We start from the raw sequence: 26,194 nt of genomic DNA, 5'->3' as shown, positions 1-26,194 counted from the left end.
CGCGTAGCACCCCTTTTTTGTTCGCTCAGCCGCCGAGCGCTGCCGGTTTGCCCTTGCTCCGCGGCCGCTCGTCGACCATCTTGCCCCAGACGATCATCCGAAAGGTACTGGTGAACTCGGGGGTACAGGTGGTCAGGGTGATGTAGCGGCCGGGGCCGGTGAAACCGGAGCCGGGCGGCACGGGTCCGATCACGCTGATGTTGCTCGGAGACGTCTGCGGGAGGATGCTCTCCATCTCGTACGTGTAGTACGAGCTCTTCGTCTCGACGATGATCTTGTCGCCCTTGGTGAGCTTGTTGATGTAGCGGAACGGCTCGCCGTGGGTGTTGCGGTGGGCCGCGACCGCGAAGTTGCCCTTCTTGTCCCAGGGCATCGCGGTCTTGACCCCGCTGGTCTTGTCGTAGTGCCCGACCATGCCGTGGTCCAGCACGCTGTGCTTGTCGATGCCCTCGGCTATCGGCGCCTTCACATCCAGCTTCGGGATGTACATGATGCCGAAGCGCTCGCCGACCGCGAGGTTCTTCTTCTCCCCGCCGCCCTTGTTCCACTCCTGCTGGAGGTTGTTGGCGGCGCCGCCGGCCTCTTCCTCGGCCATCACGTTCGTCCACCACAGCTGGTACGTGACGAACAGCAGCATCAGCACGCCGAGGGTGATGAACACCTCGCCCAGCGCGCGGCTGGCGATCAGGCTCGGGCTGTCCTTGGCGGCGCGGGCGGCCCGCCGGGCCTCCAGCCGGGTCGTGGGCACCGAGGCCGGTTCTGAGGCCGCCCCCGCGGTCGATGTGGTGGCGGCTGCTCCGCCGTGCCGGCCGCGCCTTCCGCCGCGTTTGGCGGCCTCCTGTGCGGCCTTGCGCCGGGCCGCGCGGCCTCCGGTCGCCGGGGGCGTTGTTTCACGTGAAACGGCCGACTCTGTTTCACGTGAAACGGCGGCATCGGTTTCACGTGAAACAGAGCGCCTGCCGCGCTTCTCGGCCTGCCGCAGCGCCAGCGCCATGGTCTCTTCGTCGAGCCAGGGCGCAGAGGATCGGGCGGCGGGCCGGCCGGCCGGGGCGGTTCGCACCGGTGGGTCCGCGGGCTCGGGTATCGGCTCGGTCGGGGCAGCAGGCCGGGCCTCGGGCGGTCGCACCGGCTCCTGCTGTGCGCGGAACCACGGTGAGCCCTGCGATCCGCTTGCCGGGGGCGGTGCCGGGGCGGGCGACGGCGTGGGGGCCGCGTGGCGGCGCCGACGGCCCGTGCCGGGCGCGGAGGACGCCTGGGGCGCCGGGGCGCCCGTACCGGACGCGGGGGGCGTCCGGCCGGGCAGGGGATCGTTCAGCGGGTCGTTCAGCCGTCCCACCGCCGCCTCGAACTCGTCGGGCTGTCCGTTCGGCTCCTGCGGGCCGTGCGTTTCCTGCGGCACGTACGGCTGTTCCGGCTCGTACGGGTCGTAGGATCTCCCTTCACGCTCGGGGCGCAGGGCGGTCACGCTCCGGCCTTGCCGACCACCGGGGCAAGCCCCGTCGAGCGCTCCACAGCTCCGGTGTCGCCGCATTCGACGAGCCAGTTGGCCAGCATTCGGTGGCCCCATTCGGTCAGCACCGACTCGGGGTGGAACTGCACGCCCTCGACCGGCAGTTCACGGTGTCGGAGGCCCATCACGATCCGCCCGCCGGGGACGTCGTCGGCCTCCGTCCAGGAGGTGACCAGGAGTTCGTCGGGGACGGTGTCCGGCTCGACGGCGAGGGAGTGGTAGCGGGTGGCGGTGAAGGGCGAGGGCAGACCGGAGAAGACGCCGACGCCCTCGTGCAGGACCGGCGAGGTCTTGCCGTGCAGCAGCTCGGGCGCGCGGTCCACCACCCCGCCGTAGGCGACCGCCATCGACTGCATCCCCAGGCAGACGCCGAAGACCGGGACGCCGGTGTCCGCGCAGTGCCGGACCATCTCGACGCAGACGCCGGCCTGCTCGGGTGTGCCGGGGCCCGGGGAGAGCAGCACCCCGTCGAAGCCGTCCTGGGCGTGCCGGGGCGCGACCTCGTCGTTGCGCAGCACCTCACACTCGGCACCGAGCTGGTAGAGGTACTGGACGAGGTTGAAGACGAAGCTGTCGTAGTTGTCGACGACGAGAATCCGTGCGGTCATCGGACGGCTGCCATCCCTTGGTCGACGGTGACGTCATTGAAGGGGAGCAGCGGCTCCGCCCACGGAAAGACGTACTGGAAGAGTACGAAGACGACCGCCAGCACGAGCACCAGTGAAATCAGCGCCTTCACCCACGTGTTGCCCGGCAGATGCCGCCAGATCCAGCCGTACATGCTGTCGCTGTCCCCTTGCCGATGCCGATGACGATGTCGATTGCGACACCAGAGTAAGGGGCGAGGGCGGGCGCAGGGGGGTCAGCCGGTCAAAGCCGATGGCCTTCCCTGGGCGACGGGTTGGGTGGCGTCGAGGTGGGCCCAGGCGATCAGCCGGTGGCTGTGGCCCCATTCCGGCTCGCAGGTCGTCAGCGTCAGATAGCGGCCGGGGCCGTTGAAGCCGGACTTCCTGGGGACCGGGTCGATCACCCCGATGTCACCGGGGAGTGTCGTGTAGGGCCGGTTGTCGATGCGGTAGGTGAACCACGTGGTGCCGTCGGTGAGGACCACGGCGTCGCCGGGGCGCAGCTCCGGGAAGTCCTTGAAGGGGTCGCCGTAGGTGCGGCGGTGGCCGGCGACGGAGAAGTTGCCGACCTCGCCGAGGTGCGCGGTGCCGCCGTAGTGGCCGAGGCCGCGCTGCAGGACCTCGGTGCCGGTGCCTTCGAGGACGGGCTTGGCCCAGTCCGGGCCGAAGCGCGGGATGTACATGACGGCGAAGGAGGCGCCCGGTGCGTAGCGGCGGGGCCGTGCGGCGGGGGCGGCGCGTTCTCCGGGCGCCGGCGTACGGTCCGGGGCGACAGCCGGTCCGGCCGACCACTGGTGCTGGAGCCTGCCGATCTCGCCGTCCATGGCGCTGTCGGCGCGTACGCCGGTCCAGAAGAGGAGGTAGACCACGAAGAGGACGATGAGCGTGCCGGCCGTGACGCAGATCTCGCTGAGCGTCCGTACGAGCCACCGCGCCGTCGTCCGGCCCCGCACCGTCATTCGGCCCCGCCCCTCCCCGCCGCCCCGCGGCGTGCGGGGCTACGGCTTCACAGGCTGTGCGTAGTGGAGATCCACTGTGCCGGAGTAGCCGGGAAGAGTCACCGCCTCGTGCTGGTCGACTTTCCAGCCCAGGCCGTAGGCGTTGACGTACTGCAGGTAGTTCTGGATGGCGGGGGAGGCGGTCAGTGCGTTGTTGAGCGCGTCGCGGTTGCCCACGGCGGTGACCTTGTACGGCGGGGAGTAGACCCGGCCCTGGAGGATCAGGGTGTTGCCGACGCAGCGCACCGCGCTGGTGGAGATCAGCCGCTGGTCCATCACCTTGATGCCCTTGGCGCCGCCGTGCCACAGGGCGTTCACCACGGCCTGGAGGTCCTGTTGGTGGATGACCAGGTCGTTGGGCTGCGGCTCGGGCACACCCGGGATCTTGGCGGTGGCGTTCGGCGGGGCGTCGGTGAGCGTGACGCTCACGCCCTGACCGGAGAGGGGCTTGGTGCCGGCGTTCTTCTCCAGCGACTTGAGCTTGGCGTCCTCGGCCTTGGAACTGCCGTTGTCCCGCCGTGCGAGGGCGTCGACCTCCTCGCGCAGGGTGGCGTTGCGGTCGTCCTGGGCGCCGTTCTTGTGGCTGCGTTCCTGGATGAGGTCGGACAGCCGCAGCATGGAGTCGTCCGAGCGGAGGTTGGTGCCCCGCGCGGTGTCGAAGCTCAGCCAGAACAGCATCCCGGCGAGCGCGAAGACCACCAGTGTGAGCAGCCGCGCGGGCCGCAGACGGGGCCGGCCGGGGCGAGGTGAGGAGTCAGCGGAAGTGCTCAACGTACCCTTGCTCCTTACGACGCCGCGGAAGCACTACGCTAACTGACGCCCGGGAAAGGAATCCGCTCCCCATCGCGTCCGCACCCTGGCGCACCTCGTACCTCCCCCGCGCGGAGGGAGTTCCCTTACTCTCGGCTTCACCGAGCGGGAGGTCCCCCCATCCCGCTCGAGCGACGTCGCGAGTGGGGGAGCAGCGCATCGACAGGAGAGTTCCTCGTGCCGAAGTCACGGATCCGCAAGAAAGACGACTTCACGCCGCCGCCGGCGAAGACCACCACCAGCCTGAAGATGAACTCAGGTCGTGGCTGGGTGGCGCCGCTGATGCTGGCGATGTTCCTGATCGGGCTCGTGTGGATCGTCATGTTCTACGTGTCCGAGGGGGATCTGCCGATCGCTGCCATGGGCAACTGGAACATCGTCTGCGGCTTCGGCTTCATCGCGGTGGGCTTCGGCGTATCGACCCAGTGGAAGTAGCGCAAGCCCTGCCCAAGGCCATCCACACGGTTATCCACAGCCGGGGAAAACTTCAGAAGATCTGTGGATAACCTTCCGGAGGTTGACGCCGGTGTGATCGGCGGCACCTGCCGCCGGCCTCCCTCTCCCCCTGCCCTTCCTGGGGAAATGCAGGTCAGAGGGGCGGCGGTACCGGTTCCGCACAGCATGCACAAGATCGGCCACGCACTGTGGACAACTTGACGGGACGGACTCCTCAGCCCACCAGCTGAAGGGTCCGTACCCACACCACCGCACCGATCGCGAGCAGCGCCAGCACACAGGTCGCCACGTGTATCGCGGTCCGGCGGTCACGCGGCGCATGCACCATCCCGAACGCCACCGCGGCACCCACGACGAGGCCGCCCACATGCGCCTGCCAGGCGATGTTCGGCCACAGGAACGTGAAGGCCAGGTTGAGGCCGAGCAGGATCAGCACCGGCTTCATGTCGTAGTTCAGCCGCCGCAGCAGCACCGCGGTCGCGCCCAGCAGCCCGAAGATCGCCCCGGAAGCGCCCAGCGAGGGCTGGTTCTGCGCGGCCAGGAGGTACGACAGGGCGCTGCCGCCCAGCCCGGAGATCAGGTAGAGCGCAGTGAACCGCAGCCGGCCGAGCGCGGCCTCCAGGGGCGGGCCCAGCCACCACAGCGAGAGCATGTTGAACGCGATGTGCGGGATCTGCTGGTGCAGGAACATCGCGGTCACCAGGCGGTACCACTCGCCCTCGGCGACACCGACCAGCTGGTAGCGGTTCGGGTCGAAGGCGAGCCCCAGCAGATCGAGCCGGCCGACCAGCTCGTCGCCGGTCGCCAGTACGGCGAGGAACATTGCGACGTTGAGGCCCAGGAGGATCTTGGTGACCAGCCGCGGGTCGGCCGCGATCGTGCCGCCCGCTATCGTGCGCGGCACCGTGGCCTGCGGTGCGTGGCCGGTGCCGCTGCCGCCGCGTACGCACTCGTGGCACTGGAATCCGACCGAGGCGCTGACCATGCAGTCCGGGCAGATCGGCCGGTCGCAGCGGGTGCAGCGGACGCCGGTCGGGCGATCCGGGTGGCGGTAGCAGCCCTGCGGGCCGTCGCCCCGCGCGTCCTGTGGCTCCTGCGGGCTGCCTGGCACCTGGTCCATCGGTCCCCTCGTCCTCTTCCGTGTCCGGGGCGCGTCAAACACACCGCCCCGCCCGGAGTACGACCGGGCGGGGCGCAATGGTTCCCCGGACCGCTCCGGGGCACAAGACGCGGCTCAGCGGGTCTCGACGACCACCGACTCGATCACCACGTCCTGGACCGGACGGTCGGTGCGCGGGTTGGTCTGCGCGGCGGCGATCGCGTCGACGACCTTCTTGCCCGCCTCGTTGCTGACCTCACCGAAGATGGTGTGCTTGCCGGTCAGCCACGCGGTCGGCGCGACGGTGATGAAGAACTGCGAGCCGTTGGTGCCCGGGCCGGCGTTGGCCATGGCCAGCAGGTACGGCTTGTTGAAGGCCAGGTCGGGGTGGAACTCGTCCCCGAACTCGTAGCCGGGACCGCCGGTGCCGTTGCCCAGCGGGTCGCCGCCCTGGATCATGAAACCGCTGATCACCCGGTGGAAGACGGTGCCGTCGTAGAGCCGGTCCGTGGACTTCTTACCGGTCTGCGGGTGGGTCCACTCCCGCTCGCCGTTGGCGAGCTCGACGAAGTTCTTGACGGTCTTGGGTGCATGGTTCGGCAGAAGCCGAATCTCGATGTCGCCCTGGTTCGTCTTCAGGGTGGCGTAGAGCTGCTCAGCCACGATCAACCTTCCATAAGTCTTCGCTGACGGTCCCCGATCCTCGCACGAACCTCCCGCCCGCTCTCCGAGCACCGCCCTCCGATGTGCTTCGCGCGTATTTTCTGTGGCCCCCGGCCCCGTCCCTCGGCCTGCCTCGCGGGCCCCGTCCGGGCGCCCGGTCACGACCGGAGCGCTGCCTGTACCAGCCTTTGTACGGATATCAGGCGCCGGAACCGGCAAACCGTGGCATTGTCGTCAAGGAGGCTCGGGAAGCGTCCGTAATGACCCGGATGCCCGCTCTCACATGCCGTACGAGCCGCGAGCGGGCATGATCTTCAAACGGGTGGACAGGCGACACAGCAGACATGGGGGACCAACCCCCATAGCCCCCGGACCACGCCACCGAGGAGGAGGATCCCGTGACCCGCAAGGACAGCGTGCGCGCCGCGACCGATACGGCGAAGGACAGCGTGCGGCACGCCGCGGAGGTGGTGGCTCCGTATGCCGGTACGGCCAAGGACGCCGCCGTGCAGTACACGCACGAGGCCCGTGCGCGGCTGGCCCCCAAAGTGGCCGAGGCCGCCCACCAGGCCCGTCATCAGTACGACGCGCATCTCCACCCGCGTATCGAGCATGCCCGTGGCGCCCTGCCGCCCAAGGTGGACGCCGCGGCGACCCGGGCGGCCTGCCGTACCCGCAAGGCGGCCCACCAGGCCGCCGAGTACACCGCACCGCGGCTGGAGCACGCGGTGACCAGTGCCCGGGCCGCGGCCGAGCCGGTGCGCGAGGAGGTCGTCGCCCGGGGCAGCGCCGCGCTCGCCGCGCTCCGCGGCCAGGTGACGGCCGCCGAGATCGCCAAGATCCAGAAGAAGCACAGCCGCCGCGCCAAGTGCGGCAAGCTCGCCAAGCGGCTGGCCGTGCTGGGCATCCTGGCCGGCGGTGCGGTCGCCGCCTGGAAATGGTGGGACAAGCAGGCCAACCCGGACTGGCTGGTCGAGCCGCCGGCCCCGACGGAGGTCAGCGACCGCGGCCGGCTGAGCGCCGTCGACGGCAGCGAGGGCGCCTCGCTCGACCCCGAGGTCCAGGCCAAGCAGGCCGAGGCGGAGGCCGACGAACGCGGTGGCGGCACCACGGCCTGAGCAGCGTCCGACCGAATTTTCCGGGCCGTGTCCCCGCCCCTGAGAGGGCAGTGGGCGCGGCCCGGCCGCAATACGGCTGCCTCCGCGCCCCGCAGGGTCGCGCGTGATACCCCGTCAGCGCCGCCCAGACATCAAAAAAGCCCCTCTGACCAGCGATTTCCACCGATCGAAGGGCTTTCGGGAGTGGAGCCTAGGGGAGTCGAACCCCTGACATCTGCCATGCAAAGACAGCGCTCTACCAACTGAGCTAAGGCCCCTTCGCGGACCAGGGTACCCGGTGTCCGGCACCTTTCCCGACCGGGTATCGCCGCACCCCGTCGCTCTCCGTAGGATGCTTCGCGAGATTCGCGGCAGCGAAGCGACCGGGGAGACAGGGGAGACGGCATGGACGCAGCACAGCAGGAAGCCACCGCACGGGCCCGGGAGCTGCAGCGCAGTTGGTACGGAGAGCCGCTGGGAGCGCTGTTCCGCCGTCTCATCGACGATCTCGGCCTCAACCAGGCCCGACTGGCCGCCGTGCTGGGCCTCTCCGCCCCGATGCTGTCCCAGCTGATGAGCGGGCAGCGGGCGAAGATAGGCAACCCGGCCGTGGTCCAGCGGGTCCAGGCGCTGCAGGAACTGGCCGGTCAGGTCGCGGACGGCAGCGTGAGCGCCGCCGAGGCCACCGACCGCATGGAGGAGATCAAGAAGACGGCGGGCGGCTCGGTGCTCAACAACACCGCACAGCAGACCTCGTCGACCGGCGCGACCACGGTGCGGCGGGTGGTCCGCGAGATCCAGTCGCTGCTGCGATCGGTGTCCGACGCCGGCGACATCATCGATGCCGCGAACACTCTCGCCCCCACTCATCCCGAACTGGCAGAGTTCCTCCGGGTCTACGGTGCCGGCCGCACCGCGGACGCGGTCGCCCACTACGAGGGGCACCAGAACTAGCTCCACGGCCGGCCACAGGGGACGTCGCGAGAAAGCGGACGGGGCGCAATGGGTGAGATCTTCGCCGGTCGGTACGAGCTGATCGATCCGATCGGCCGAGGTGGAGTGGGCGCGGTCTGGCGCGCCTGGGACCACCGGCGCCGTCGCTACGTCGCGGCCAAGGTGCTGCAGCAGAGCGACGCGCACACCCTGCTGCGGTTCGTCCGCGAACAGGCGCTGCGGATCGACCATCCGCATGTGCTGGCCCCGGCGAGCTGGGCCGCCGACGACGACAAGGTGCTGTTCACCATGGATCTGGTGAACGGCGGCTCGCTGGCGCATCTGACCGGCGACTACGGCCCCCTGCCGCCGCGCTTCGTGTGCGTGCTGCTCGACCAGTTGCTGGCCGGGCTGACCGCGGTGCACGCGGAGGGTGTGGTGCACCGCGACATCAAACCGGCGAACATCCTGCTGGAGGCCACCGGCACCGGGCGGCCGCATCTGCGGCTGTCGGACTTCGGCATCGCGATGCGCAAGGGCGAGCCGCGGCTCACCGAGGCCAACTATGTGGTGGGGACGCCCGGTTACTTCGCTCCCGAGCAGATGCTGGGCGCCGAACCGGACTTCCCCGCGGACCTGTTCGCGGTCGGCCTGGTCGCGCTCTACCTCCTCACGGGGATCAAGCCGGACGTCGAGGAGCTGATCGGGCACTTCGCCGACCACGGGATCCCGAACGCGCCCGAGGACGTCCCGGAGCCGCTGTGGCAGGTGCTGGCGTCCTTGGTGCACCCCAACCCGGACTGCCGCTTCAAGACCGCCACAGGGGCGCGCAAGGCCGTCCTGGCCGCCGTGGAGATGCTGCCGGAGCCGACCGTCGAGGAGGAGCTCGTCGAGGTCTTCGACCACATCGGCCCGCTGCCGGCCGGCTACGGGCCGGACGGGCCGCCGAAGACCAAGGGAGCCGCCACGGAGCCGACCTCGGGCGCCGCGGTGGGCACCGGAGCCGTCGGGCACGTTTCCATGTCGGACACCGGGAGCTTCCAGCTCGCGCCGCCCGAGCCGGCCACCCCGCCGACGCCCACACCCACCCCCACCCCGTTCCCCGGCCCCGCTCCGGTGTCCACACCGATGTCCGTACCGGTGCCCCTGCCGGTGCCGCAGTCGCCGCCCCCGCCTCCCGCGTACGAGCCGACCGCCGCGGTCCACCACGAGAACCCGGCGACCCGCCCCTACACGGCCGGGCCGTACCCGGTGCCGGGACAGCCCCCGGGCGGCGGGCTCGCGAGCGTGACCGCCGCGGCGCCGCCGGCCCTGAACCGGAGACCGGGACCGCCCCCGAAGGTCGCGGTCCCGGTGCTGATCGTGGCGCTGCTGTGCATCGCGGTCGGCGTCTGGGCCCTGCTCTCCGCCTGACCCGGGCCCAGGGGCGGCTGCCGCGGTCTACCAGCCCTGTGGAGGCCGGAACTGCTGCTGATGCGGCGGCTGTTGTCCGGGCCGTCCCGGCTGCGTCGGCTGGGATGACGGGGTTGCCTCAGTGGTGGCCTGCGGCAGCGGTACCGGCCCGGTGCCCGGCCCCGCGAGGGCCCGCGCCGCCGACCGCCTGGCCGCCAGGGTCCAGGCGCCCAGCCCCGCCAGCAGCACCGAACCGGCGCCGATCCCGGCGTAGCCGACGGTGGTCAGTGTGCCGCTCTTCGCCGCCTCCTCCGCGGTCTGGCCGTTGCGCGCCGTCTCCTGATCCTCAGGCGTGACGGAGAAGGTGCCGGCCGGCTCGGCGTAGCCCGGTCCGGCCTTGGCGGCGCCCCGGACGTCCACCCGGAGGGTGAGTTCGGTGCCCTTGGGGAAGAAGCGCGCGGTGTTGGGGCTCAGGCTGACCGCGAGGTAGTACCACCCCGCGAACCGCATCGCATTGACCGAGTCCGTCGGGTTGAGACGGTTGCCGTAGTCGACGGGCGCGGTGAATTCCGGGGCGACGGCCGGCTTCCCCTGGTACGGAACGAAGTTGGGCGCACCGACCGCGCCACGGGCCGGGTTGTAGACGGCCAGCCCGAGCGCGCTCGGGAGGAAGTCGGTGGCTCCGGACGAGGCGTTCGGCAGCTCCGCGCTCAGATTGAGCCGCTGCCCCCAGTCCACCGGGACCCGGTAGAAGCGGGTCTCGCCGGGTTTGATGTGGTCCTTCCAGACGCCGGGGGCGACCGAACCGGCGTCGTTGAAGCCCGTGCCACCCCTGGCGGTGCGCTTCGTGGGGTCCGTGCGCGGGGCAGGCGCCGCGGTGCTCCAGCTGCCCGGTGCCGGCCGCGCCGGCGCCACGCCCTTGAGCGGCGGCTCATCGAGGCGATCCAGCTCGATCGGCCAGGGGTCGGACCCGGACGTGGCCGAGCCCTCCCGCTTGACCACCACGTAGTACGGGCCGGCCTTCTGGCACTCCGTACGGTCGGCACCGATGCGTCGGGCGGCGTAGTCGGCGATCGGGTACGCCATACCGCCGCCGTTGAAGGACGGCGTCGCGTCCGGCCCGCAGGAAGTCCCGCTGCTGTCCTGGATGCTGATGGTGAGCTTGTCCTTGTAGTCCTCGACCTTGGTGCCCGGCCGGGGCGCCGCGACCGCCGAGAAGTACGCGGTGTGCCGGGCGTCCAGGGTGACCGCGTAGTACTTCTGCTCACCCCGCTTGATGGCGTCGGTGTGCACACCGGGCGTCAGCTGTGGGGCGTCCGCGGCGCTGGAGGTGCCCCGGACCTCTGTGGCGCCTTTCGCCGTCCGGTAGCCGGGGAGGCTTTCGGCCCGGGCCACCGCCATCACCCCCGGCAGGGCCGTTCCCGCGGCGAGCGCCGCCAGGACGGCAATCGCTCTGCGTCCCTGTTTCACGTGAAACATCGCCCGAGTCGTCCTGCGCCCCGTCACCACGAGCCACCCCTCATCGGTCCGAAATCCCGCCCGCGCCCGCCGGCTTCCTGCGAGCCCGTACGTAGGCCGGCGCGACGCCGGCCAGCAGCAGCACGCCCACAGCGCCCACGGCGAGCGCCACCACACGTCCGGTGGACCATCCTCCACTGCCGCCCGGCGCGCCGTCCGGCGAGGGCCCGGATTCAGTCGCCCTTGTCGCGAACGGGGGTGACATCGGGGTGCCCCTCATAGCGGTTGGTTCAGGCGACCGGGACCGTTCCCATGCTGAGGGCGGTCAGTCGCCCGTCGTAGGGCACCTGCGGGTCGAACCGGCCGGTGCCGCTGCCGACCGGCGTACGGGACGGGGTGTAGACCTGGGTGCCGCCGTAGGTCGTGGTGGAGCTGTGGCCCTTGACCGTCGGCTCGTTGGCGAACTCCACGTCGTAGCGGAGCTGCTGGCCCCAGCCGACCCGCACCTTGTACCAAAGGGTCTGGGCCGGCAGCACCTTGTCCCGCCAGACGCCCGGGCGCAGCGCGCGGGCGTCGTTGAAACCGGTGCCGCCGGTGGTGTCCTGGGGCGCGGTCGTGGGCAGCGTGGCGTCCTTGCCGCCCGCTCCGTACTCCGGCTCCGACTGGGCGGGCGTGACGCCATTCTTCAGCGGATGTTCCACGTGAAACGTCAGCTCTATCGGCCACCGCGCGGCGTCCGAGCCCTTGGCGGACCGGCGCTCGACGACCAGCCAGTGCCGCCCCGCCTTGTCACAGGGGCCGTAGCCGTTCTGCGAGGGGACCCGGCTGACCGCCGAGGTGAGCGGCGTCGCCCTCTCCGTCTGCCCGAACATCCCGGTGGCCGACTCGCAGGTGCTGTCGGTGCCGTAGTCGATGCGGGTGCGCACCGTGTCGAGCAGGCCGACGGTCGCACCGGACTGCGGTGCCACGGTCGCCGAGAAGTCCGCCGTGGAGACCGCGTCCAGCCCGACGGCGTAGTAACGCTCTTCGTTCGGTCCGATGGAGTCCAGATACTGGCCGAGGCCCATGCTCGGCGCACCGCCCCTGGCCGCCGCACCGTGGAGGCGCCGGCCCTTCAACCGGTAGCTGGCCACGGACAGTTGCCCCGCCCGCTGGAGCTGGCGGGCGAGCGACGCGGCGGCAGGCGCGTCGTAGTACCGGCCGTTGCCGGCCTCGGCGAGGCACTCCAGCTGTGCACGGGCCTTGCCCGCCACCTGAAATCCGACGGCGTCGATGTGCAGATCCACACCGGACGCGGCGAGTTGGGCGGCAACCTTGCACGGCGGTGGCGCCTGGCAGTTGTCCTCGCCGTCGGAGATCAGCAGGATCGTCCGCTTGCCGGTCGCTCCCCCGCCGGCGGCGGGCAGATCCTGCGCCGCCTTGTGCAAGGAGAGCCGGATGGGGGTGTCGCCCTTGGGCCTGACGCCCGCGACGGCCCGCTTGAGACCCGCCCGGCCGAGGGGGCTGACCGGCTGGGCGAGCCGGGTGTCGTCGCACCCCTTGGATTTGTCGGCCCCGTAGACCCGCAGGCCGACCGGATACCCGGCCGGCAGGGCGTCGACGACCGTGCCCACGGCTTTCCGGGCGGAGGCGATCCGGGTGCTGCCCGAGCCGTCGTCCGCGGCCATCGAGCCCGAGGAGTCGAGCACCATCACCATGCCGGAGCCGTCGGCGGACGGTGCGGCGGCGGGCGCGGCCGCGGTGGCCGGAAAGGGCGCGGCGGTCAGGGCCAACAGCAGCCCCCCGAGCAACGCCACCGCCCCCCTGCGTGGTCGGAGTGCCATGCCTTGATCCCCCGTGTGTCCTGCTGGTCACGCCACAGACAGAAGCTTTGCTCCTGCAAGCTATTTATGTGCTATAGCAAACCCAAGAGGGGTCGCCGTCACGGTCCTGCAACGACAATCAGCCACCCCGGCCGGCGTCCGGCCCCACCGTCACGCCGCCCCCGGACATACGAAACCCCGACCGCCCTCGGGCAATCGGGGTCCGTACGAACCTGCTGTGCGTTTTTGGGTCTCAGACACCCGAACCTGCGGGCACGGAGTCGGTCGCCTCCGTCCACAGATCCTGCTCGGCGCGATCCGCCTGGATCTGGCGGTACACGAGGAGCCCGCCGATGGCGGCCAGTGCGACCAGGAGAAGCTTCTTCACCGCGCGACCTCGTCTTTCGTTGACGTAGGGGACCTATGTCGGCCGATGATACACACCGGTCGATATCGATCGGTTACCTAGCCCGCGGTCGGCAACGCCTCATCCGCAGCGTCCGACGCGGACCAACTTCCGCCTCCGTACAACGAATCGGCCCGGCCGGGGAGTTCCCCGGCCGGGCCGATTGTGCAGTGCGGCTACCAGGACTTGAACCTGGGGCCTCTTCCTTATCAGGGAAGCGCTCTAACCGTCTGAGCTATAGCCGCGCGTTCGCTGCACCGAAAGATTAGCGCACTTCAGAGGCGTTCCCAAAATCGGTTCCCCGGGGCCCGGGAACGCCCTTCCGTCAGGGCCTCACTCGTCCTCGGCGAGAGTGAGCTCCACGCCCCCGACGAGCCCCGCCGACAGGTTGTAGATGAAGGCGCCGAGGGTGGCCAGCGCGGTCGCCAGGACCACGTCGATCACCGCGATGATCGACGTGAACAGCAGCACCCGCGGCAGCGACAGGAAGCCCTGCAGGTCGAAGCCGCCGCCGTCGCCGTTGGCGGTCGCCTCGCTGATCGTCCCGCCGACCGTGGAGAAGACGCCCATCGCGTTCATGACCATCCACAGCACCGCGGCGGCCACGACCGTGCAGATGCCGAGCGCGATGGAGAGCAGGAAGCTGACCTTCATCACCGACCACGGATCGGCCCGGGCCACCCGCAGCCGGGCCTTGCGCGTCCGCGGGACCGTACGGGCGTCCGTACGCGGCAGGCGGGCCGCCGGCCCCTCTCCCCGCCCGGCACCGCTGGGATACGCCTGAGGCGGCTGGTACGGCTGCTGGCGGCCGTCCTGCGTCTGCCGGGGCTGGCCCTGAGGCTCAGGCTGCGGCTGCGGCTGACGGGTGTCTGTCACGGTTCCCCCCTGGTGCGGCGAGCCCTCGTCCCGGGGGCCGTTGTCGGAAACGGCAGAGCCACGGGCGCTGTCTTCCGTCACGGTAGCGGGCCCGGACGAGGAGTCCTTCGCTGCTCCTCGTCCACCCGCTGTAGCGCCCGTGGCTCCACTCACGACCTGCTCCTTGTGCTACTCCGCCGCGGGCTCGGTCCCCTCGGCCGCGTCGGTCTCGTCGGGCACCACGTCCCCGTCGACCTCTTCGGCCTCGCGGCCCGCCTCGGCGTTCCGTGCGATGCCGACGACGGCATCGCGCTTGCCCAGGTTGATCAGTTGGACGCCCATGGTGTCACGACCGGTCTCGCGCACCTCGTTGACCCGCGTACGGATGACGCCACCGCTGAGCGTGATCGCCAGGATCTCGTCGGTCTCCTCGACGACCAGCGCCCCGACCAGCGAACCCCGGTCCTCGACGATCTTGGCGGCCTTGATGCCGAGACCGCCGCGGCCCTGGACGCGGTACTCGTCGACCGCGGTGCGCTTGGCGTAGCCGCCGTCGGTCGCCGTGAAGACGTAGGTGTTCGCGCGGACCACGTTCATCGAGAGCAGTTCGTCGCCCTCGCGGAAGCTCATGCCCTTCACACCGGACGTGGCCCGGCCCATCGGGCGCAGCGCCTCGTCCGTCGCCGTGAAGCGGATCGACTGGGCCTTCTTGCTGATCAGCAGCAGGTCGTCGTGCTCCGACACCAGCTCGGCGCCGATCAGCTCGTCGTCCGTGCCGTCCTCCTGCTCGCGCAGGTTGATCGCGATCACACCGCCGGAGCGGGGCGAGTCGTAGTCCTTGAGCGGCGTCTTCTTGACCAGGCCGGCCTTGGTGGCGAGCACCAGGTACGGCACGGCCTCGTAGTCGCGGATCGCCAGGATCTGCGCGATCTGCTCGTCCGGCTGGAAGGCCAGGAGGTTGGCCACGTGCTGACCGCGTGCGTCACGGCCGGCGTCCGGCAGCTCGTACGCCTTGGCGCGGTAGACCCGGCCCTTGTTCGTGAAGAACAGCAGCCAGTGGTGGGTGGTGGAGACGAAGAAGTGGTCGACGATGTCGTCTTCCTTGAGCTTCGTGCCCCGGACGCCCTTGCCGCCGCGCTTCTGCGAGCGGTAGTCATCGGTCTTCGTGCGCTTCACATAGCCGCCACGGGTGATCGTGACGACGATGTCCTCCTCGGCGATCAGGTCCTCGATGGACATGTCGCCCTCGAAGGGCACCAGCTTGGAGCGCCGGTCGTCGCCGAACTTCTCGACGATCGCGGCGAGTTCCTCGCTGATGATCTGGCGCTGCCGCTCCGGCGAGGCCAGGATCGCGTTGTACTCGTTGATCTTGCGCTGCAGCTCGTCGTGCTCGGCGGTGATCTTCTGGCGCTCCAGGGCGGCCAGCCGGCGCAGCTGCATCTCGAGAATGGCGTTCGCCTGGATCTCGTCGATCTGCAGCAGGCCCATCAGGCCCTCGCGCGCCACCTCGACCGTGTCACTGCGCCGGATCAGCGCGATGACCTCGTCGATGGCGTCCAGCGCCTTGAGCAGACCGCGCAGGATGTGCGCCCGCTCCTCGGCCTTGCGCAGCCGGAACTTCGTCCGCCGCACGATGACCTCGACCTGGTGCGTCACCCAGTTGCGGATGAACGCGTCCAGGGAGAGTGTGCGCGGCACCCCGTCGACCAGCGCGAGCATGTTCGCGCCGAAGTTGGTCTGCAGGTCGGTGTGCTTGTAGAGGTTGTTGAGGACGACCTTGGCGACCGCGTCCCGCTTGAGGACGATCACCAGACGCTGGCCCGTGCGCGACGAGGTCTCGTCACGGACGTCCGCGATGCCGCCGATCTTGCCGTCCTTCACCAGGTCGGCGATCTTCTGGGCGAGGTTGTCCGGGTTGACCTGGTAGGGCAGCTCGGTGACCACCAGGCACTGGCGGTTCTGGATCTCCTCGACGGCCACCACCGCGCGCATTGTGATCGAGCCACGGCCGGTGCGGTACGCCTCCTCGATGCCCTTGCGGCCCACGACCAGCGCGCCGGTGGGGAAGTCCGGGCCCTTGATCCGCTCGATCAGGGCTTCCAGCAGCTCCTCGTGGGATGCCTCCGGGTGCTCCAGCGCCCACTGGGCACCGGCGGCGACCTCGCGCAGGTTGTGCGGCGGGATGTTGGTGGCCATACCGACCGCGATACCGGCCGAGCCGTTGATCAGCAGGTTGGGGAAGCGGGACGGCAGGACCGTCGGCTCCTGGTTACGGCCGTCGTAGTTGTCCTGGAAGTCGACGGTCTCCTCGTCGATGTCCCGGAGCATCTCCATGGACAGCGACTTCATCTTGCACTCGGTGTACCGCATGGCCGCGGCCGGGTCGTTGCCCGGGGAACCGAAGTTGCCGTTGGAGTCGACCAGCGGCATCCGCATCGACCACGGCTGCGCCAGGCGGACCAGGGCGTCGTAGATCGAGGAGTCGCCGTGCGGGTGGTACGTACCCATGACGTCGCCGACGACGCGGGCGCACTTGTAGAAGCCCTTCTCGGGGCGGTAGCCGCCGTCGTACATCGCGTACAGCACCCGGCGGTGGACGGGCTTCAGGCCGTCCCGGACGTCCGGCAGCGCACGCGAGACGATGACGGACATCGCGTAGTCGAGGTAGGAGCGCTGCATCTCCGTCTCGAGCCCGACGGGCTCGACACGCATCCCGACGCCTTCGATGGCGGCGGGCGCGCCCTCGGCGGTCACGCCGTCCGGGGTCACAGGGGGGTTCTCGTCGGCCATGGTGGTTCAAAGTCCTTTCGAGCTGCGGCTGTTGATCGGGCCGACAGGGCTCAGATGTCGAGGAAGCGGACGTCCTTGGCGTTGCGCTGGATGAACGAGCGGCGCGCCTCGACGTCCTCGCCCATGAGCACCGAGAACAGGTCGTCGGCGCGTGCCGCGTCGTCCAGCGAGACCTGGCCGAGGACACGGTGGTCGGTGTCCATGGTCGTCACGCGCAGCTCCTCGGCGTTCATCTCACCGAGACCCTTGAACCGCTGGATCGAGTCCTCGCGGATCCGCTTGCCGTTCTGCTTGCCGAGCTCGACCAGCGCGTCCCGCTCCGCGTCGGAGTAGGCGTACTCGAAGTCGTCCCGGCCCCACTTGATCTTGTACAGCGGCGGACGGGAGAGGTAGACGTGACCGGCCTCGACCAGCGGGCGCATGAAGCGGAAGAGGAACGTGAGCAGCAGGGTGTTGATGTGCTGACCGTCGACGTCGGCGTCCGCCATCAAGATGATCTTGTGGTACCGGAGCTTCTCGATGTCGAAGTCCTCGTGCACGCCCGTGCCGAACGCCGAGATCAGCGCCTGGACCTCGTTGTTCTGCAGGATCTTGTCGACCCTGGCCTTCTCGACGTTGAGGATCTTGCCTCGGATCGGCAGGATCGCCTGGTACTCCGGGTTGCGGCCGGACTTGGCCGAGCCGCCGGCGGAGTCACCCTCGACGATGAAGATCTCGCACTTGGTCGGGTCGTTGGACTGGCAGTCGCTCAGCTTGCCCGGCAGCGACGCCGTCTCCAGCAGGCCCTTGCGGCGGGTCAGATCGCGCGCCTTACGGGCCGCGACCCGGGCGGTGGCCGCCTGGATGCCCTTGCGGATGATGTCCGCGGCCTCGTTGGGGTTGCGGTCCAGCCAGTCGTTGAGGTGCTCGTGGACCACCTTCTGGACGAAGGTCTTCACCTCGGTGTTGCCCAGCTTGGTCTTCGTCTGGCCCTCGAACTGCGGCTCGGCGAGCTTGACCGAGATGATCGCCGTCAGGCCCTCGCGGATGTCCTCACCCGTGAGGTTGTCGTCCTTCTCGCGGAGCAGCTTCTTGTCGCGCGCGTAGCGGTTGATCAGGCCGGTCAGCGCGGCGCGGAAGCCCTCTTCGTGGGTGCCGCCCTCGTGGGTGTGGATGATGTTCGCGAAGCTGTAGACACCCTCGCTGTACTGGGTGTTCCACTGCATGGCGAGGTCGACGGAGAGGTTCCGCTCCTTGTCCTCGGCCTCCACCGAGACGACCGTCGGGTGGACCAGCTCGCCCTTGCGCGAGTTGAGGTACTTCACGAAGTCGACGATGCCGCCCTCGTAGTGGTACCGCACCGAGAGCGGCTTGCCGTCCTCGTCCACGTGGTCCGGGCGCTCGTCCTTGAGCGAGATGGTCAGCCCCTTGTTGAGGAACGCCATCTCCTGGAAGCGCCGGGACAGCGTCTCGAAGCTGTAGGTGGTGGTCTCGAAGATCTCCGGGTCGGCCCAGAAGGTGACCGAGGTGCCGGACTCGTCGGTGGCCTCGTGCTTGGCCAGCGGGGCGGTGGGCACGCCCTGCTTGTACTCCTGCGTCCAGCGGTAGCCGTCCGTGCGGATCTCCACCGCGACCCTGGTCGACAGCGCGTTCACCACGGAGACACCGACGCCGTGCAGACCACCGGAGACCGCGTACCCGCCGCCGCCGAACTTGCCGCCGGCGTGCAGCACCGTCAGCACGACCTCGACGGCCGGCTTGTTCTCGGACGGGACGATGCCGACGGGGATACCGCGGCCGTTGTCGACGACCCGCACACCGCCGTCGGAGAGGATCGTCACCTCGATGGTGTCGGCGTGGCCGGCCAGCGCCTCGTCGACGGAGTTGTCGACGACCTCCTGCACGAGGTGGTGCAGACCGCGCTCGCCCGTCGAGCCGATGTACATGCCAGGGCGCTTACGGACCGCGTCCAAGCCTTCGAGGACGGTGATCGCGCTGGCGTCGTACGACTTCTCCTCCGAGGAGTCGCCCATGGCGCCGGCCGGAACCCCCTCCTCTTCAGTAGAAGCTGTGTTGTTCTCGTTGAGGTCGCCGGAGTCGGCCACGAAGCGCCCTTTCTGGCACAGCACGAGCCATTCCGCGCCTGTGTGGGTCACCCCGGTGAGTCAGGCGGGAGCGGCTGCGTCGTTCGACATGTTCCGCGAGTGGGCGGGATTGCTACCAGTGTACCGGTGGCGCCGACACTCATGGGGGTTTGCAGGCACCTGAGTCGTCATGTGCCGCCCTGAACCTCCGTCCGCCGACTCCCCATATTCGAGACGGGTCCTCAGGACGCTCACACGGGCACTCAGCGCTTCCGGCTGTCAACCGGCGGCTACCGTGAGCGGAGTCTCACCCGTCGCAGGGGTTTACCGCTGCCCGGGGCCTACCCGTAGGTGTCGCCGGGGCCCTTGCTGCCGGGCGCCCGCAGCGCCCCGTATCTGCGTGCGGGACCTCCCGGACCCAGCACCTTGATCAGCTTCACGGTGCCGTGGCCGAGGTCCTCGTTGAGGCGGGCCACCAGCGTCGGGGCCAGCAGCCGCAGCTGGGTCGCCCACGCCGTCGAATCGCACTGCACCGTCAGCACCCGGGCGTCCTCGTCGTACCGCTGCGGCTCGCAGTGCTGCGCCACCTCGGGCCCGACCAACTGCGGCCAGCGCCCCATCACCCCGCCGACCGCGGCCGGGGTCTCCCAGCCGCGCTCGGTGATCAGCCGGTTGATCGCGGCACCGAGCGGCAGCGGATCGCGACCGTCCGCCCGCGCGCCGGAGCGCAGGCCCCCGCGCCGGGCCTGCTTCTTCTGCTGGGCGGCCGCGCCCCGCGCACGCGCCTGCTCCTTGGCGGCCACCAGCGCCTGCCGGGCCAGGTCCACGCCGGACAGCTCCGGGGTCCTGGGCCGGTCGGACTGCTCCTCGCTCACGAGGTCACCTTCTCCACGGCGCCGTCGGCTACCGCATAGCGCGCCCCGACCAGCACACCGGGCACGTCGTCGTCCACCGCCGCGGTCACCAGCACCTGCTCGCCCGGTGCCACCAGCTCCGCCAGCCGCTCCCGGCGGCGCGCGTCCAGCTCGGCGAAGACGTCGTCCAGGACGAGCACCGGCTCGTTCCCCTCGGCGCGCAGCAGGTCGTACGAGGCCAGGCGCAGCGCCAGCGCGTACGACCAGGACTCACCGTGGCTGGCGTACCCCTTGGCCGGCAGCTGCCCCAGCTTGAGGAGCAGATCGTCGCGGTGCGGGCCGACGAGCGTGACCCCGCGTTCGATCTCCTGTTTGCGCGCCTCACCGAGCGCCGCCAACAGGACGGCGTAGAGCTCCTCGCGGGTCGACGCGGCCGGCGCCTCGCCGGCCGAGCCCCGGTAGTCCAGCGCCAGCGGTCCCCCGCCCGGCGCCAGCTGCTCGTACGCCTTGTCCGCGAGCGGCTGCAGCGCGGCGATCAGATCGAGGCGCTGGGCCAGCAACTCGGCGCCCGCGCGGGCCAGATGCTGGTCCCAGACGTCGAGGGTGGACAGGTCCATCTGCCGGCCGCCGTGCCGGCGCGCCAGTGCCGCCGTCTTCAGCAGGGTGTTGCGCTGCTTGAGGACGCGGTCGTAGTCCGAGCGCACCCCGGCCATCCGCGGCGAGCGCGCGGTGATCAGCTCGTCCAGGAACCGCCGGCGCTCGCCCGGGTCGCCCTTGACCAGCGCCAGGTCCTCCGGCGCGAACAGCACCGTCCGCACTATCCCGAGCACATCGCGCGGTCTGACCTGCGAGGACCTGTTGATACGGGCGCGGTTGGCCTTGCCGGGGTTCAGCTCCAGCTCGATCAGCTGCTGCCGCTCGCCCTGGACGACCGCGGCCCGGACGACCGCCCGCTCGGCACCCATCCGCACCAGCGGCGCGTCCGAGGAGACGCGGTGGCTGCCGAGGGTGGCCAGATAGCCCACCGCCTCGACCAGATTCGTCTTGCCCTGCCCGTTGGGGCCCACGAAAGCCGTGACGCCCGGGTCGAGCGGGACCTCGACCCGGGCGTACGAGCGGAAGTCGGCGAGTGACAGGTGCGATACGTGCATGGCGGTGCGCCGACCTCCCCCGGCTGCTTCCTTGCTGGTACTGCTGTTGCTGCTGTTACTTCTTGGTCTCGACCGCGTGCCCGCCGAACTGGTTGCGCAGCGCGGCGATCATCTTCATCTGCGGGGAGTCCTCCTGGCGGGAGGCGAAGCGGGCGAAGAGCGAGGCCGTGATCGCGGGCAGCGGCACGGCGTTGTCGATGGCGGCCTCGACCGTCCACCGGCCCTCGCCGGAGTCCTCCGCGTAGCCGCGCAGCTTGCCCAGGTGCTCGTCGTCGTCGAGTGCGTTGACCGCGAGGTCGAGCAGCCAGGAACGGATGACCGTGCCCTCCTGCCAGGAGCGGAAGACCTCACGCACGTCCGTGACGGAGTCGACGGCCTCCAGCAGCTCCCAGCCCTCGGCGAACGCCTGCATCATCGCGTACTCGATGCCGTTGTGGACCATCTTCGCGAAGTGCCCGGCGCCGACCTTGCCGGCGTGCACGGAGCCGAACTCGCCCTCCGGCTTGAGGGCGTCGAAGATCGGCTGCACCTTGGCGACGTGCTCGGCCTGGCCGCCGTACATCAGCGCATAGCCGTTCTCCAGGCCCCAGACGCCACCGGAGACACCGCAGTCGACGAAGCCGACGCCCTTGATGCCCAGTTCCACGGCGTGCTTCTCGTCGTCCGTCCAGCGGGAGTTGCCGCCGTCGACGACGATGTCGCCCGGCGAGAGCAGCCCGGCCAGCTCGTCGATCGTGGCCTGGGTGGCGGCGCCCGCCGGCACCATCACCCAGATCACCCGCGGGCCCTTGAGCTTGTCCACAAGCTCCTGGAGGCTGTTGACATCCGCCAGGTCCGGGTTGCGGTCGTATCCGATGACGGTGTGGCCGGCGCGGCGAATGCGCTCGCGCATGTTGCCGCCCATCTTGCCGAGACCGACGAGGCCGAGCTCCATCAGAGACCCTCTTTGCACGTAGTCGTTGCTGTTGTACCCGCGTCCGAGCCTACGCCCGCAGGTCCGTGCACAGCTGTGGGCTCAGCCGCTCATCGGGGCCCTTCAGCCAGTCGCCGCAAGGACCCCGAGGAGCAGCCGGCCGCTCGGCACGGTCAGCCCGACAGCCGCACGGGCATGATCAGGTACTTGTACGCGTCGTCGGCCTCGGCGTCCTTGGCCGGGCGGCCGCTCAGCAGCGCCGGCTTGGTGGAGGTCGTGAAGGACAGCTGCGCCACCGGGGAGTCGATGGCCGACAGGCCCTCCAGCAGGAAGCCGGGGTTGAAGGCGATCGAGATGTCGTCGCCGTCCAGGTCGGCGTCGACCCTCTCCACAGCCTGTGCATCGTCGCTGGAGCCGGCCTCCAGGATCAGCACGCCCTGCTCGAAGCTCAGCCGGACCGGGGTGTTCCGCTCAGCCACCAGCGCCACACGCTTGACGGCCTCGACGAACGGGGCGGTCTCGATCACGGCGACCGAGTTGAACTCGGTCGGGAAGAGCGTGCGGTACTTCGGGAGGTCGCCCTCCAGCAGACGCGTCGTCGTCCGGCGGCCGGCGCCCTCGAAACCGATCAGGCCCTCGCCCTGGCCGGAGCCGGAGAGCGCGAGGGTGACGGTGTCACCGCTGCTCAGGGACTTGGCGGTGTCCAGCAGCGTCTTGGCGGGGACCAGCGCGACCGCGGAGGCGTCGGGGCTCTCCGGCTTCCACAGGAACTCGCGCACGGCGAAGCGGTAGCGGTCGGTGGAGGCCAGGGTGACGGTGTCGCCCTCGATCTCGATCCGTACGCCGGTGAGCACCGGGAGGGTGTCGTCACGGCCGGCGGCGATGGCCACCTGGGCGGCGGCCGCGGCGAAGACCTCACCGGGGACGGTGCCGGTGGCGGTGGGCATCGTGGGCAGGGACGGGTATTCCTCCACAGGAAGGGTGTGGAGGGTGAACCGCGAGGAGCCGCAGACGACGGTGACGCGTACACCGTCGGTGGAAATCTCCACCGGGCGGTTGGGGAGCGCGCGGCAGATGTCGGCGAGCAGCCGGCCGGAGACGAGGACCGTGCCCTCCTCCTCCACCTCGGCGTCCACCGAGACGCGCGCGGAGACCTCGTAGTCGAAGCCGGAGAGGCTCAGTGCGCCGTCCTCGGCCTTCAGCAGCAGGCCCGCGAGGACGGGCACCGGCGGACGGGCCGGGAGGCTCTTGGCCGCCCAGGCCACTGCCTCCGCGAGTACATCGCGCTCCACCCGGATCTTCACCGGAAACCGCCTCCTGCTGTTGCTGGCTCTCGCCCTGCTGGCCTTCGTCGTCGGCTGGGTTGCCGGAGACCAGTCTGACGCACGCCACCGACACTCGGTGCGGCTCGGGGTCAAGTCGACTCGACCCGTCAGGGACGCTCGGCGGCCAAGTTGTGCACAGGCCCCGTTTCCGAGCGAGTTCCCCGGTAGATATCCGTGGTCGTAGTAGTAGGGCCTGTGGAAACCGTGGACAACTGCTTCATCGCAGGTCAGCGCGGATTTTTTGTCCACTGCCCCTGTGGGTGGCGGCCGTGGATAAGCCAGCGGTTCTGTGGACCGCCCAAAGTTCTGCACACCCGATGCACAGGGGACGGGTACTTCTCCCCAGTGCCATCCCCAGCTTTACCCACGTTCCCCACAGCCCAACCCAGCACCTTGATGTGACGGCTTTCACTCGCCCCGGTGAGTGAGGGTGTTGCGTTGCCGAACAGTGGACAGCGGTGTGGAGAAGCCCGGGATCGCTGGGGACAACAGCGGCTCACCTGTGGGCGGACGGTGGACAAGCCATCCACCGTCCTGTGGACGAAAACTTTGTCCACAGGCTGTGGAGAGTGGTTGGCCACAATTCCACACCCACCTGACCTCCCCCGATGCCCCGTCAGTACACCAGCCTGTGGATCCCACAGGGATAACTTTCCTCTCCCCAGGGTGTGGACGGAAGAATCTTGCCCAATCTGTGGAGAGAGGCCGTGACCAGGCCCGGAATCGAACACCGCCGGCGCGCTCCACAGGCTCGGGACGGACCCGACAGGGGGCTACGGGCGGCTCGCGGGCTCTGAGAGGCCCCGTTCGCGGGCCGTACGGAACGCTCTCCCCGCTCTTCCTGACTGCGCTCCCGCACTTCCCCAGGAGGCCGCGGCAACAAGAAGGGCGCTCCGGGAACGGGTCCCGGAGCGCCCTGGGCGCGCCTGACGGCTGGCTGCCGGCCTCGGTGGCCCTCAGCCGTTCTTGATGCGGTTGGTCAGCTCGGTGACCTGGTTGTAGATCGAGCGCCGCTCGGCCATCAGCGCGCGGATCTTGCGGTCCGCGTGCATCACGGTCGTGTGGTCCCGGCCGCCGAACTGCGCGCCGATCTTCGGCAGCGAGAGATCGGTCAGCTCGCGGCACAGATACATGGCGATCTGCCGGGCGGTCACCAGCACCCGGCTGCGCGACGAGCCGCAGAGATCGTCGATGGTCAGCCCGAAGTAGTCGGCCGTGGACGCCATGATCGCGGTGGCGGTGATCTCCGGTGCGGCGTCCTCGCCGCCGGGGATCAGGTCCTTCAGCACGATCTCGGTCAGCCCGAGGTCCACCGGCTGCCGGTTGAGCGAGGCGAACGCGGTGACCCGGATGAGCGCGCCCTCCAGCTCGCGGATGTTCCGCGAGATCCGGGACGCGATGAACTCCAGCACCTCCGGGGGCGCGTTCAGCTGCTCCTGCACGGCCTTCTTGCGGAGGATCGCGATCCGGGTCTCCAGCTCGGGCGGCTGGACGTCGGTGATCAGGCCCCACTCGAAGCGGTTGCGCAGCCGGTCCTCCAGGGTGACCAGCTGCTTGGGCGGCCGGTCACTGGAGAGCACGATCTGCTTGTTGGCGTTGTGCAGCGTATTGAAGGTGTGGAAGAACTCCTCCTGCGTCGACTCCTTGCTCGCCAGGAACTGGATGTCGTCGACCAGCAGGATGTCCATGTCGCGGTAGCGCTTGCGGAACGCGTCCGCCTTGCCGTCGCGGATGGAGTTGATGAACTCGTTGGTGAACTCCTCCGAGCTCACGTACCGCACCCGGGTCCCCGGGTAGAGGCTGCGCGCGTAGTGCCCGATCGCGTGCAGCAGGTGGGTCTTGCCGAGGCCCGACTCCCCGTAGATGAACAGCGGGTTGTACGCCTTGGCGGGTGCCTCGGCGACGGCGACCGCGGCGGCGTGCGCGAAGCGGTTCGAGGCACCGATGACGAAGGTGTCGAAGAGGTACTTCGGGTTCAGCCGCGCGGTCGGCTCACCGGGACCGGTCGCCGGCGCGGGCTGCGCGGCGAGCGGGCCGGGCGCACCGCTCGGCGCGGGAAGGACGGCGCTGGGGCCCGAGCGGCCGTTGTGCCCGCCGGGCTGGTGCTCGGCCAGATCGCGACGCTGCTGGTCGTACGGCCGGCCGCCGTCGGAGTGCTGCGGCGGCCCGCTGCGGTCCGGACCCTGGGCGCGGTAGTCGCCCTGTGGCTGCTGGTGCTGCGGCCGCGAGCCGTACGGCTCCCGCCACTGGTCCGCGGAGGCGTCGCGGTCGGGGAAGCCGCCCAGGTGCTGCTGTTGCCAGCCGTAGTCCTCGCGAGGGCCGGGGCCGCCGCTCATCGTGCCGGGGTGCTGCGGCCAGGAGCCGGGCTCGTGCCGCGGCTGCTGGTAGTCGGGGTAGGCCGGCCGGACGCCGGGCAGGTCGTCGCCCTGGTGCCCGTAGCCCTGCCGGGAGTCGCGCCGCGGGTCGTAGTCGTACGCGTCGTGTTGCTGCGGTGACTGATGCGACTGCTGATGGTGCGGGGGCTGCTGGGCCTGGTGTTGTGAGGTCTGGTGCTGCTGCGGCGCCTGGTGCTGCTGCGCGGGCGCCGCTGGCGTCGCGGGCTCCTCGGAGGAGTCGTCGACGGTGATCGCGATCCGGATCGGGCGGCCGCACTCATGGCTGAGGGCCTCCCCGATCAACGGCGCCAGCCGGCCCTCGAGCACGCCCTTGGCGAATTCGTTGGGGACGGCGAGCAGTGCGGTGTCGGCGACCAGCGCCAGCGGCTGGGTGCGCTTGAGCCAGTCCTGGTCCTTGGGCTTGATGCCGTCGGCATCCGCACGCAGGAGATGGTCGAGCACGCGCGGCCACACTGCGGCAAGATCGGCGGGTACATCAGCCACAGGGCACGCTCTCTCACAGTCCCACGAATGTGTGATTCTCAGGACGGGCGGGAAGGAATCGGAGTTCAGCCACGGTAGTCAGGGCGGGCCTGGGGATTCAAGTTGTTGTCCACA

The 26,194-nt window shown here is 70.0% G+C and carries 22 protein-coding genes and 2 tRNA genes; 4 read left to right on the top strand and 20 right to left on the bottom strand.

Translation table 11 applies throughout. The annotated features are described in order from the left end of the window. Positions 1–25: 25 nt before the first annotated feature. The 5 genes from SL103_RS00110 to SL103_RS00095 form a co-directional block, all read right to left on the bottom strand. A complete protein-coding gene (locus SL103_RS00110) occupies positions 26–1,465 on the bottom strand; it encodes a class E sortase (RefSeq protein ID WP_099055363.1) in 1,440 nt (479 codons plus the stop codon). Then, positions 1,462–2,118: an aminodeoxychorismate/anthranilate synthase component II gene (locus SL103_RS00105; protein WP_069566753.1), complete on the bottom strand. Its 657-nt coding sequence runs from the start codon at positions 2,116–2,118 to the stop codon at positions 1,462–1,464. Before SL103_RS00105 ends, SL103_RS00110 begins: the two co-directional genes overlap by 4 nt. Further along, the gene (locus SL103_RS37585) at positions 2,115–2,291 is read right to left on the bottom strand and encodes a hypothetical protein (protein WP_033266980.1); all 177 of its coding nucleotides are present in this window, start codon (positions 2,289–2,291) and stop codon (positions 2,115–2,117) included. The genes SL103_RS00105 and SL103_RS37585 overlap by 4 nt, the downstream gene beginning before the upstream one ends. An 81-nt stretch (positions 2,292–2,372) precedes the next feature. After that, complete coding sequence (locus tag SL103_RS00100; RefSeq protein ID WP_069566752.1) at positions 2,373–3,095, bottom strand: class E sortase; 723 nt, start codon at positions 3,093–3,095, stop codon at positions 2,373–2,375. A 39-nt stretch (positions 3,096–3,134) separates the two neighbouring features. Next, on the bottom strand, positions 3,135–3,905 hold the full coding sequence (locus SL103_RS00095; protein WP_069566751.1) for a DUF881 domain-containing protein: 771 nt from the start codon (positions 3,903–3,905) through the stop codon (positions 3,135–3,137). A gap of 216 nt (positions 3,906–4,121) precedes the next feature. Between SL103_RS00095 and crgA the strand changes: the two genes are divergently transcribed. Further along, entirely contained in the window at positions 4,122–4,379 is a 258-nt protein-coding gene (crgA, locus tag SL103_RS00090) for a cell division protein CrgA (protein ID WP_069566750.1), read from the top strand. A 235-nt stretch (positions 4,380–4,614) separates the two neighbouring features. On the opposite strand, the gene SL103_RS00085 is transcribed toward crgA, so the two are convergent. Both SL103_RS00085 and SL103_RS00080 read right to left on the bottom strand, forming a co-directional pair. After that, positions 4,615–5,520: a rhomboid family intramembrane serine protease gene (locus tag SL103_RS00085; RefSeq protein WP_069566749.1), complete on the bottom strand. Its 906-nt coding sequence runs from the start codon at positions 5,518–5,520 to the stop codon at positions 4,615–4,617. Between the two features lie 114 nt (positions 5,521–5,634). Beyond that, positions 5,635–6,162, bottom strand: coding sequence for a peptidylprolyl isomerase (locus tag SL103_RS00080; protein ID WP_069566748.1), 528 nt, complete (start codon positions 6,160–6,162; stop codon positions 5,635–5,637). Between the two features lie 398 nt (positions 6,163–6,560). On the opposite strand from SL103_RS00080, the gene SL103_RS00075 reads away from it, so the two are divergent. Beyond that, positions 6,561–7,280, top strand: a complete 720-nt coding sequence (locus SL103_RS00075; RefSeq protein WP_069566747.1) for a DUF5324 family protein — start codon at positions 6,561–6,563, stop codon at positions 7,278–7,280. A 184-nt stretch (positions 7,281–7,464) separates the two neighbouring features. Here SL103_RS00075 and SL103_RS00070 read toward each other — a convergent pair. Then, positions 7,465–7,537: transfer RNA gene (locus tag SL103_RS00070), tRNA-Ala, on the bottom strand. A gap of 127 nt (positions 7,538–7,664) precedes the next feature. On the opposite strand from SL103_RS00070, the gene SL103_RS00065 reads away from it, so the two are divergent. Next, the gene (locus SL103_RS00065) at positions 7,665–8,213 is read left to right on the top strand and encodes a helix-turn-helix domain-containing protein (RefSeq protein ID WP_069566746.1); all 549 of its coding nucleotides are present in this window, start codon (positions 7,665–7,667) and stop codon (positions 8,211–8,213) included. A gap of 48 nt (positions 8,214–8,261) precedes the next feature. Continuing rightward, entirely contained in the window at positions 8,262–9,605 is a 1,344-nt protein-coding gene (locus SL103_RS00060) for a serine/threonine-protein kinase (RefSeq protein WP_069566745.1), read from the top strand. 27 nt (positions 9,606–9,632) lie between these two features. Here the strand turns inward: SL103_RS00060 and SL103_RS00055 are convergent, their stop codons facing one another. From SL103_RS00055 to dnaA, 12 genes are all read right to left on the bottom strand, one after another. Continuing rightward, the gene (locus SL103_RS00055; RefSeq protein ID WP_069566744.1) at positions 9,633–11,063 is read right to left on the bottom strand and encodes a hypothetical protein; all 1,431 of its coding nucleotides are present in this window, start codon (positions 11,061–11,063) and stop codon (positions 9,633–9,635) included. A gap of 269 nt (positions 11,064–11,332) precedes the next feature. Further along, positions 11,333–12,865 (bottom strand): vWA domain-containing protein, encoded by a 1,533-nt coding sequence (locus tag SL103_RS00050; protein ID WP_079145483.1) that lies wholly within the window; start codon positions 12,863–12,865, stop codon positions 11,333–11,335. Positions 12,866–13,097: 232 nt separating this feature from the next. Then, complete coding sequence (locus tag SL103_RS35655) at positions 13,098–13,232, bottom strand: DLW-39 family protein (RefSeq protein ID WP_003958712.1); 135 nt, start codon at positions 13,230–13,232, stop codon at positions 13,098–13,100. Between the two features lie 189 nt (positions 13,233–13,421). Continuing rightward, positions 13,422–13,495, bottom strand: a tRNA-Ile gene (locus tag SL103_RS00045). 88 nt (positions 13,496–13,583) lie between these two features. Then, a complete protein-coding gene (locus SL103_RS35650) occupies positions 13,584–14,279 on the bottom strand; it encodes a DUF3566 domain-containing protein (RefSeq protein ID WP_079145482.1) in 696 nt (231 codons plus the stop codon). 15 nt (positions 14,280–14,294) lie between these two features. Further along, on the bottom strand, positions 14,295–16,895 hold the full coding sequence (gene gyrA / locus SL103_RS00035; protein ID WP_069566742.1) for a DNA gyrase subunit A: 2,601 nt from the start codon (positions 16,893–16,895) through the stop codon (positions 14,295–14,297). A 50-nt stretch (positions 16,896–16,945) separates the two neighbouring features. Then, the gene (gyrB, locus tag SL103_RS00030) at positions 16,946–19,003 is read right to left on the bottom strand and encodes a DNA topoisomerase (ATP-hydrolyzing) subunit B (protein ID WP_069566741.1); all 2,058 of its coding nucleotides are present in this window, start codon (positions 19,001–19,003) and stop codon (positions 16,946–16,948) included. Between the two features lie 296 nt (positions 19,004–19,299). Then, positions 19,300–19,833 carry a DUF721 domain-containing protein gene (locus SL103_RS00025; RefSeq protein WP_069566740.1) on the bottom strand — a complete coding sequence of 178 codons (534 nt, stop codon included), beginning with the start codon at positions 19,831–19,833 and terminating at the stop codon, positions 19,300–19,302. Beyond that, on the bottom strand, positions 19,830–20,963 hold the full coding sequence (gene recF, locus SL103_RS00020; protein ID WP_069566739.1) for a DNA replication/repair protein RecF: 1,134 nt from the start codon (positions 20,961–20,963) through the stop codon (positions 19,830–19,832). Before recF ends, SL103_RS00025 begins: the two co-directional genes overlap by 4 nt. A gap of 55 nt (positions 20,964–21,018) precedes the next feature. Further along, positions 21,019–21,897, bottom strand: coding sequence for a phosphogluconate dehydrogenase (NAD(+)-dependent, decarboxylating) (gene gnd / locus SL103_RS00015; RefSeq protein WP_069566738.1), 879 nt, complete (start codon positions 21,895–21,897; stop codon positions 21,019–21,021). A gap of 152 nt (positions 21,898–22,049) precedes the next feature. After that, complete coding sequence (gene dnaN / locus SL103_RS00010; RefSeq protein ID WP_069566737.1) at positions 22,050–23,180, bottom strand: DNA polymerase III subunit beta; 1,131 nt, start codon at positions 23,178–23,180, stop codon at positions 22,050–22,052. Positions 23,181–24,157: 977 nt separating this feature from the next. After that, entirely contained in the window at positions 24,158–26,080 is a 1,923-nt protein-coding gene (dnaA, locus tag SL103_RS00005; protein ID WP_079145480.1) for a chromosomal replication initiator protein DnaA, read from the bottom strand. Positions 26,081–26,194 lie beyond the last annotated feature (114 nt).

The organism is Streptomyces lydicus, assembly GCF_001729485.1.
Taxonomy (GTDB): domain Bacteria; phylum Actinomycetota; class Actinomycetes; order Streptomycetales; family Streptomycetaceae; genus Streptomyces; species Streptomyces lydicus_D.
This window is presented reverse-complemented; position numbering and strand designations above follow the sequence as displayed.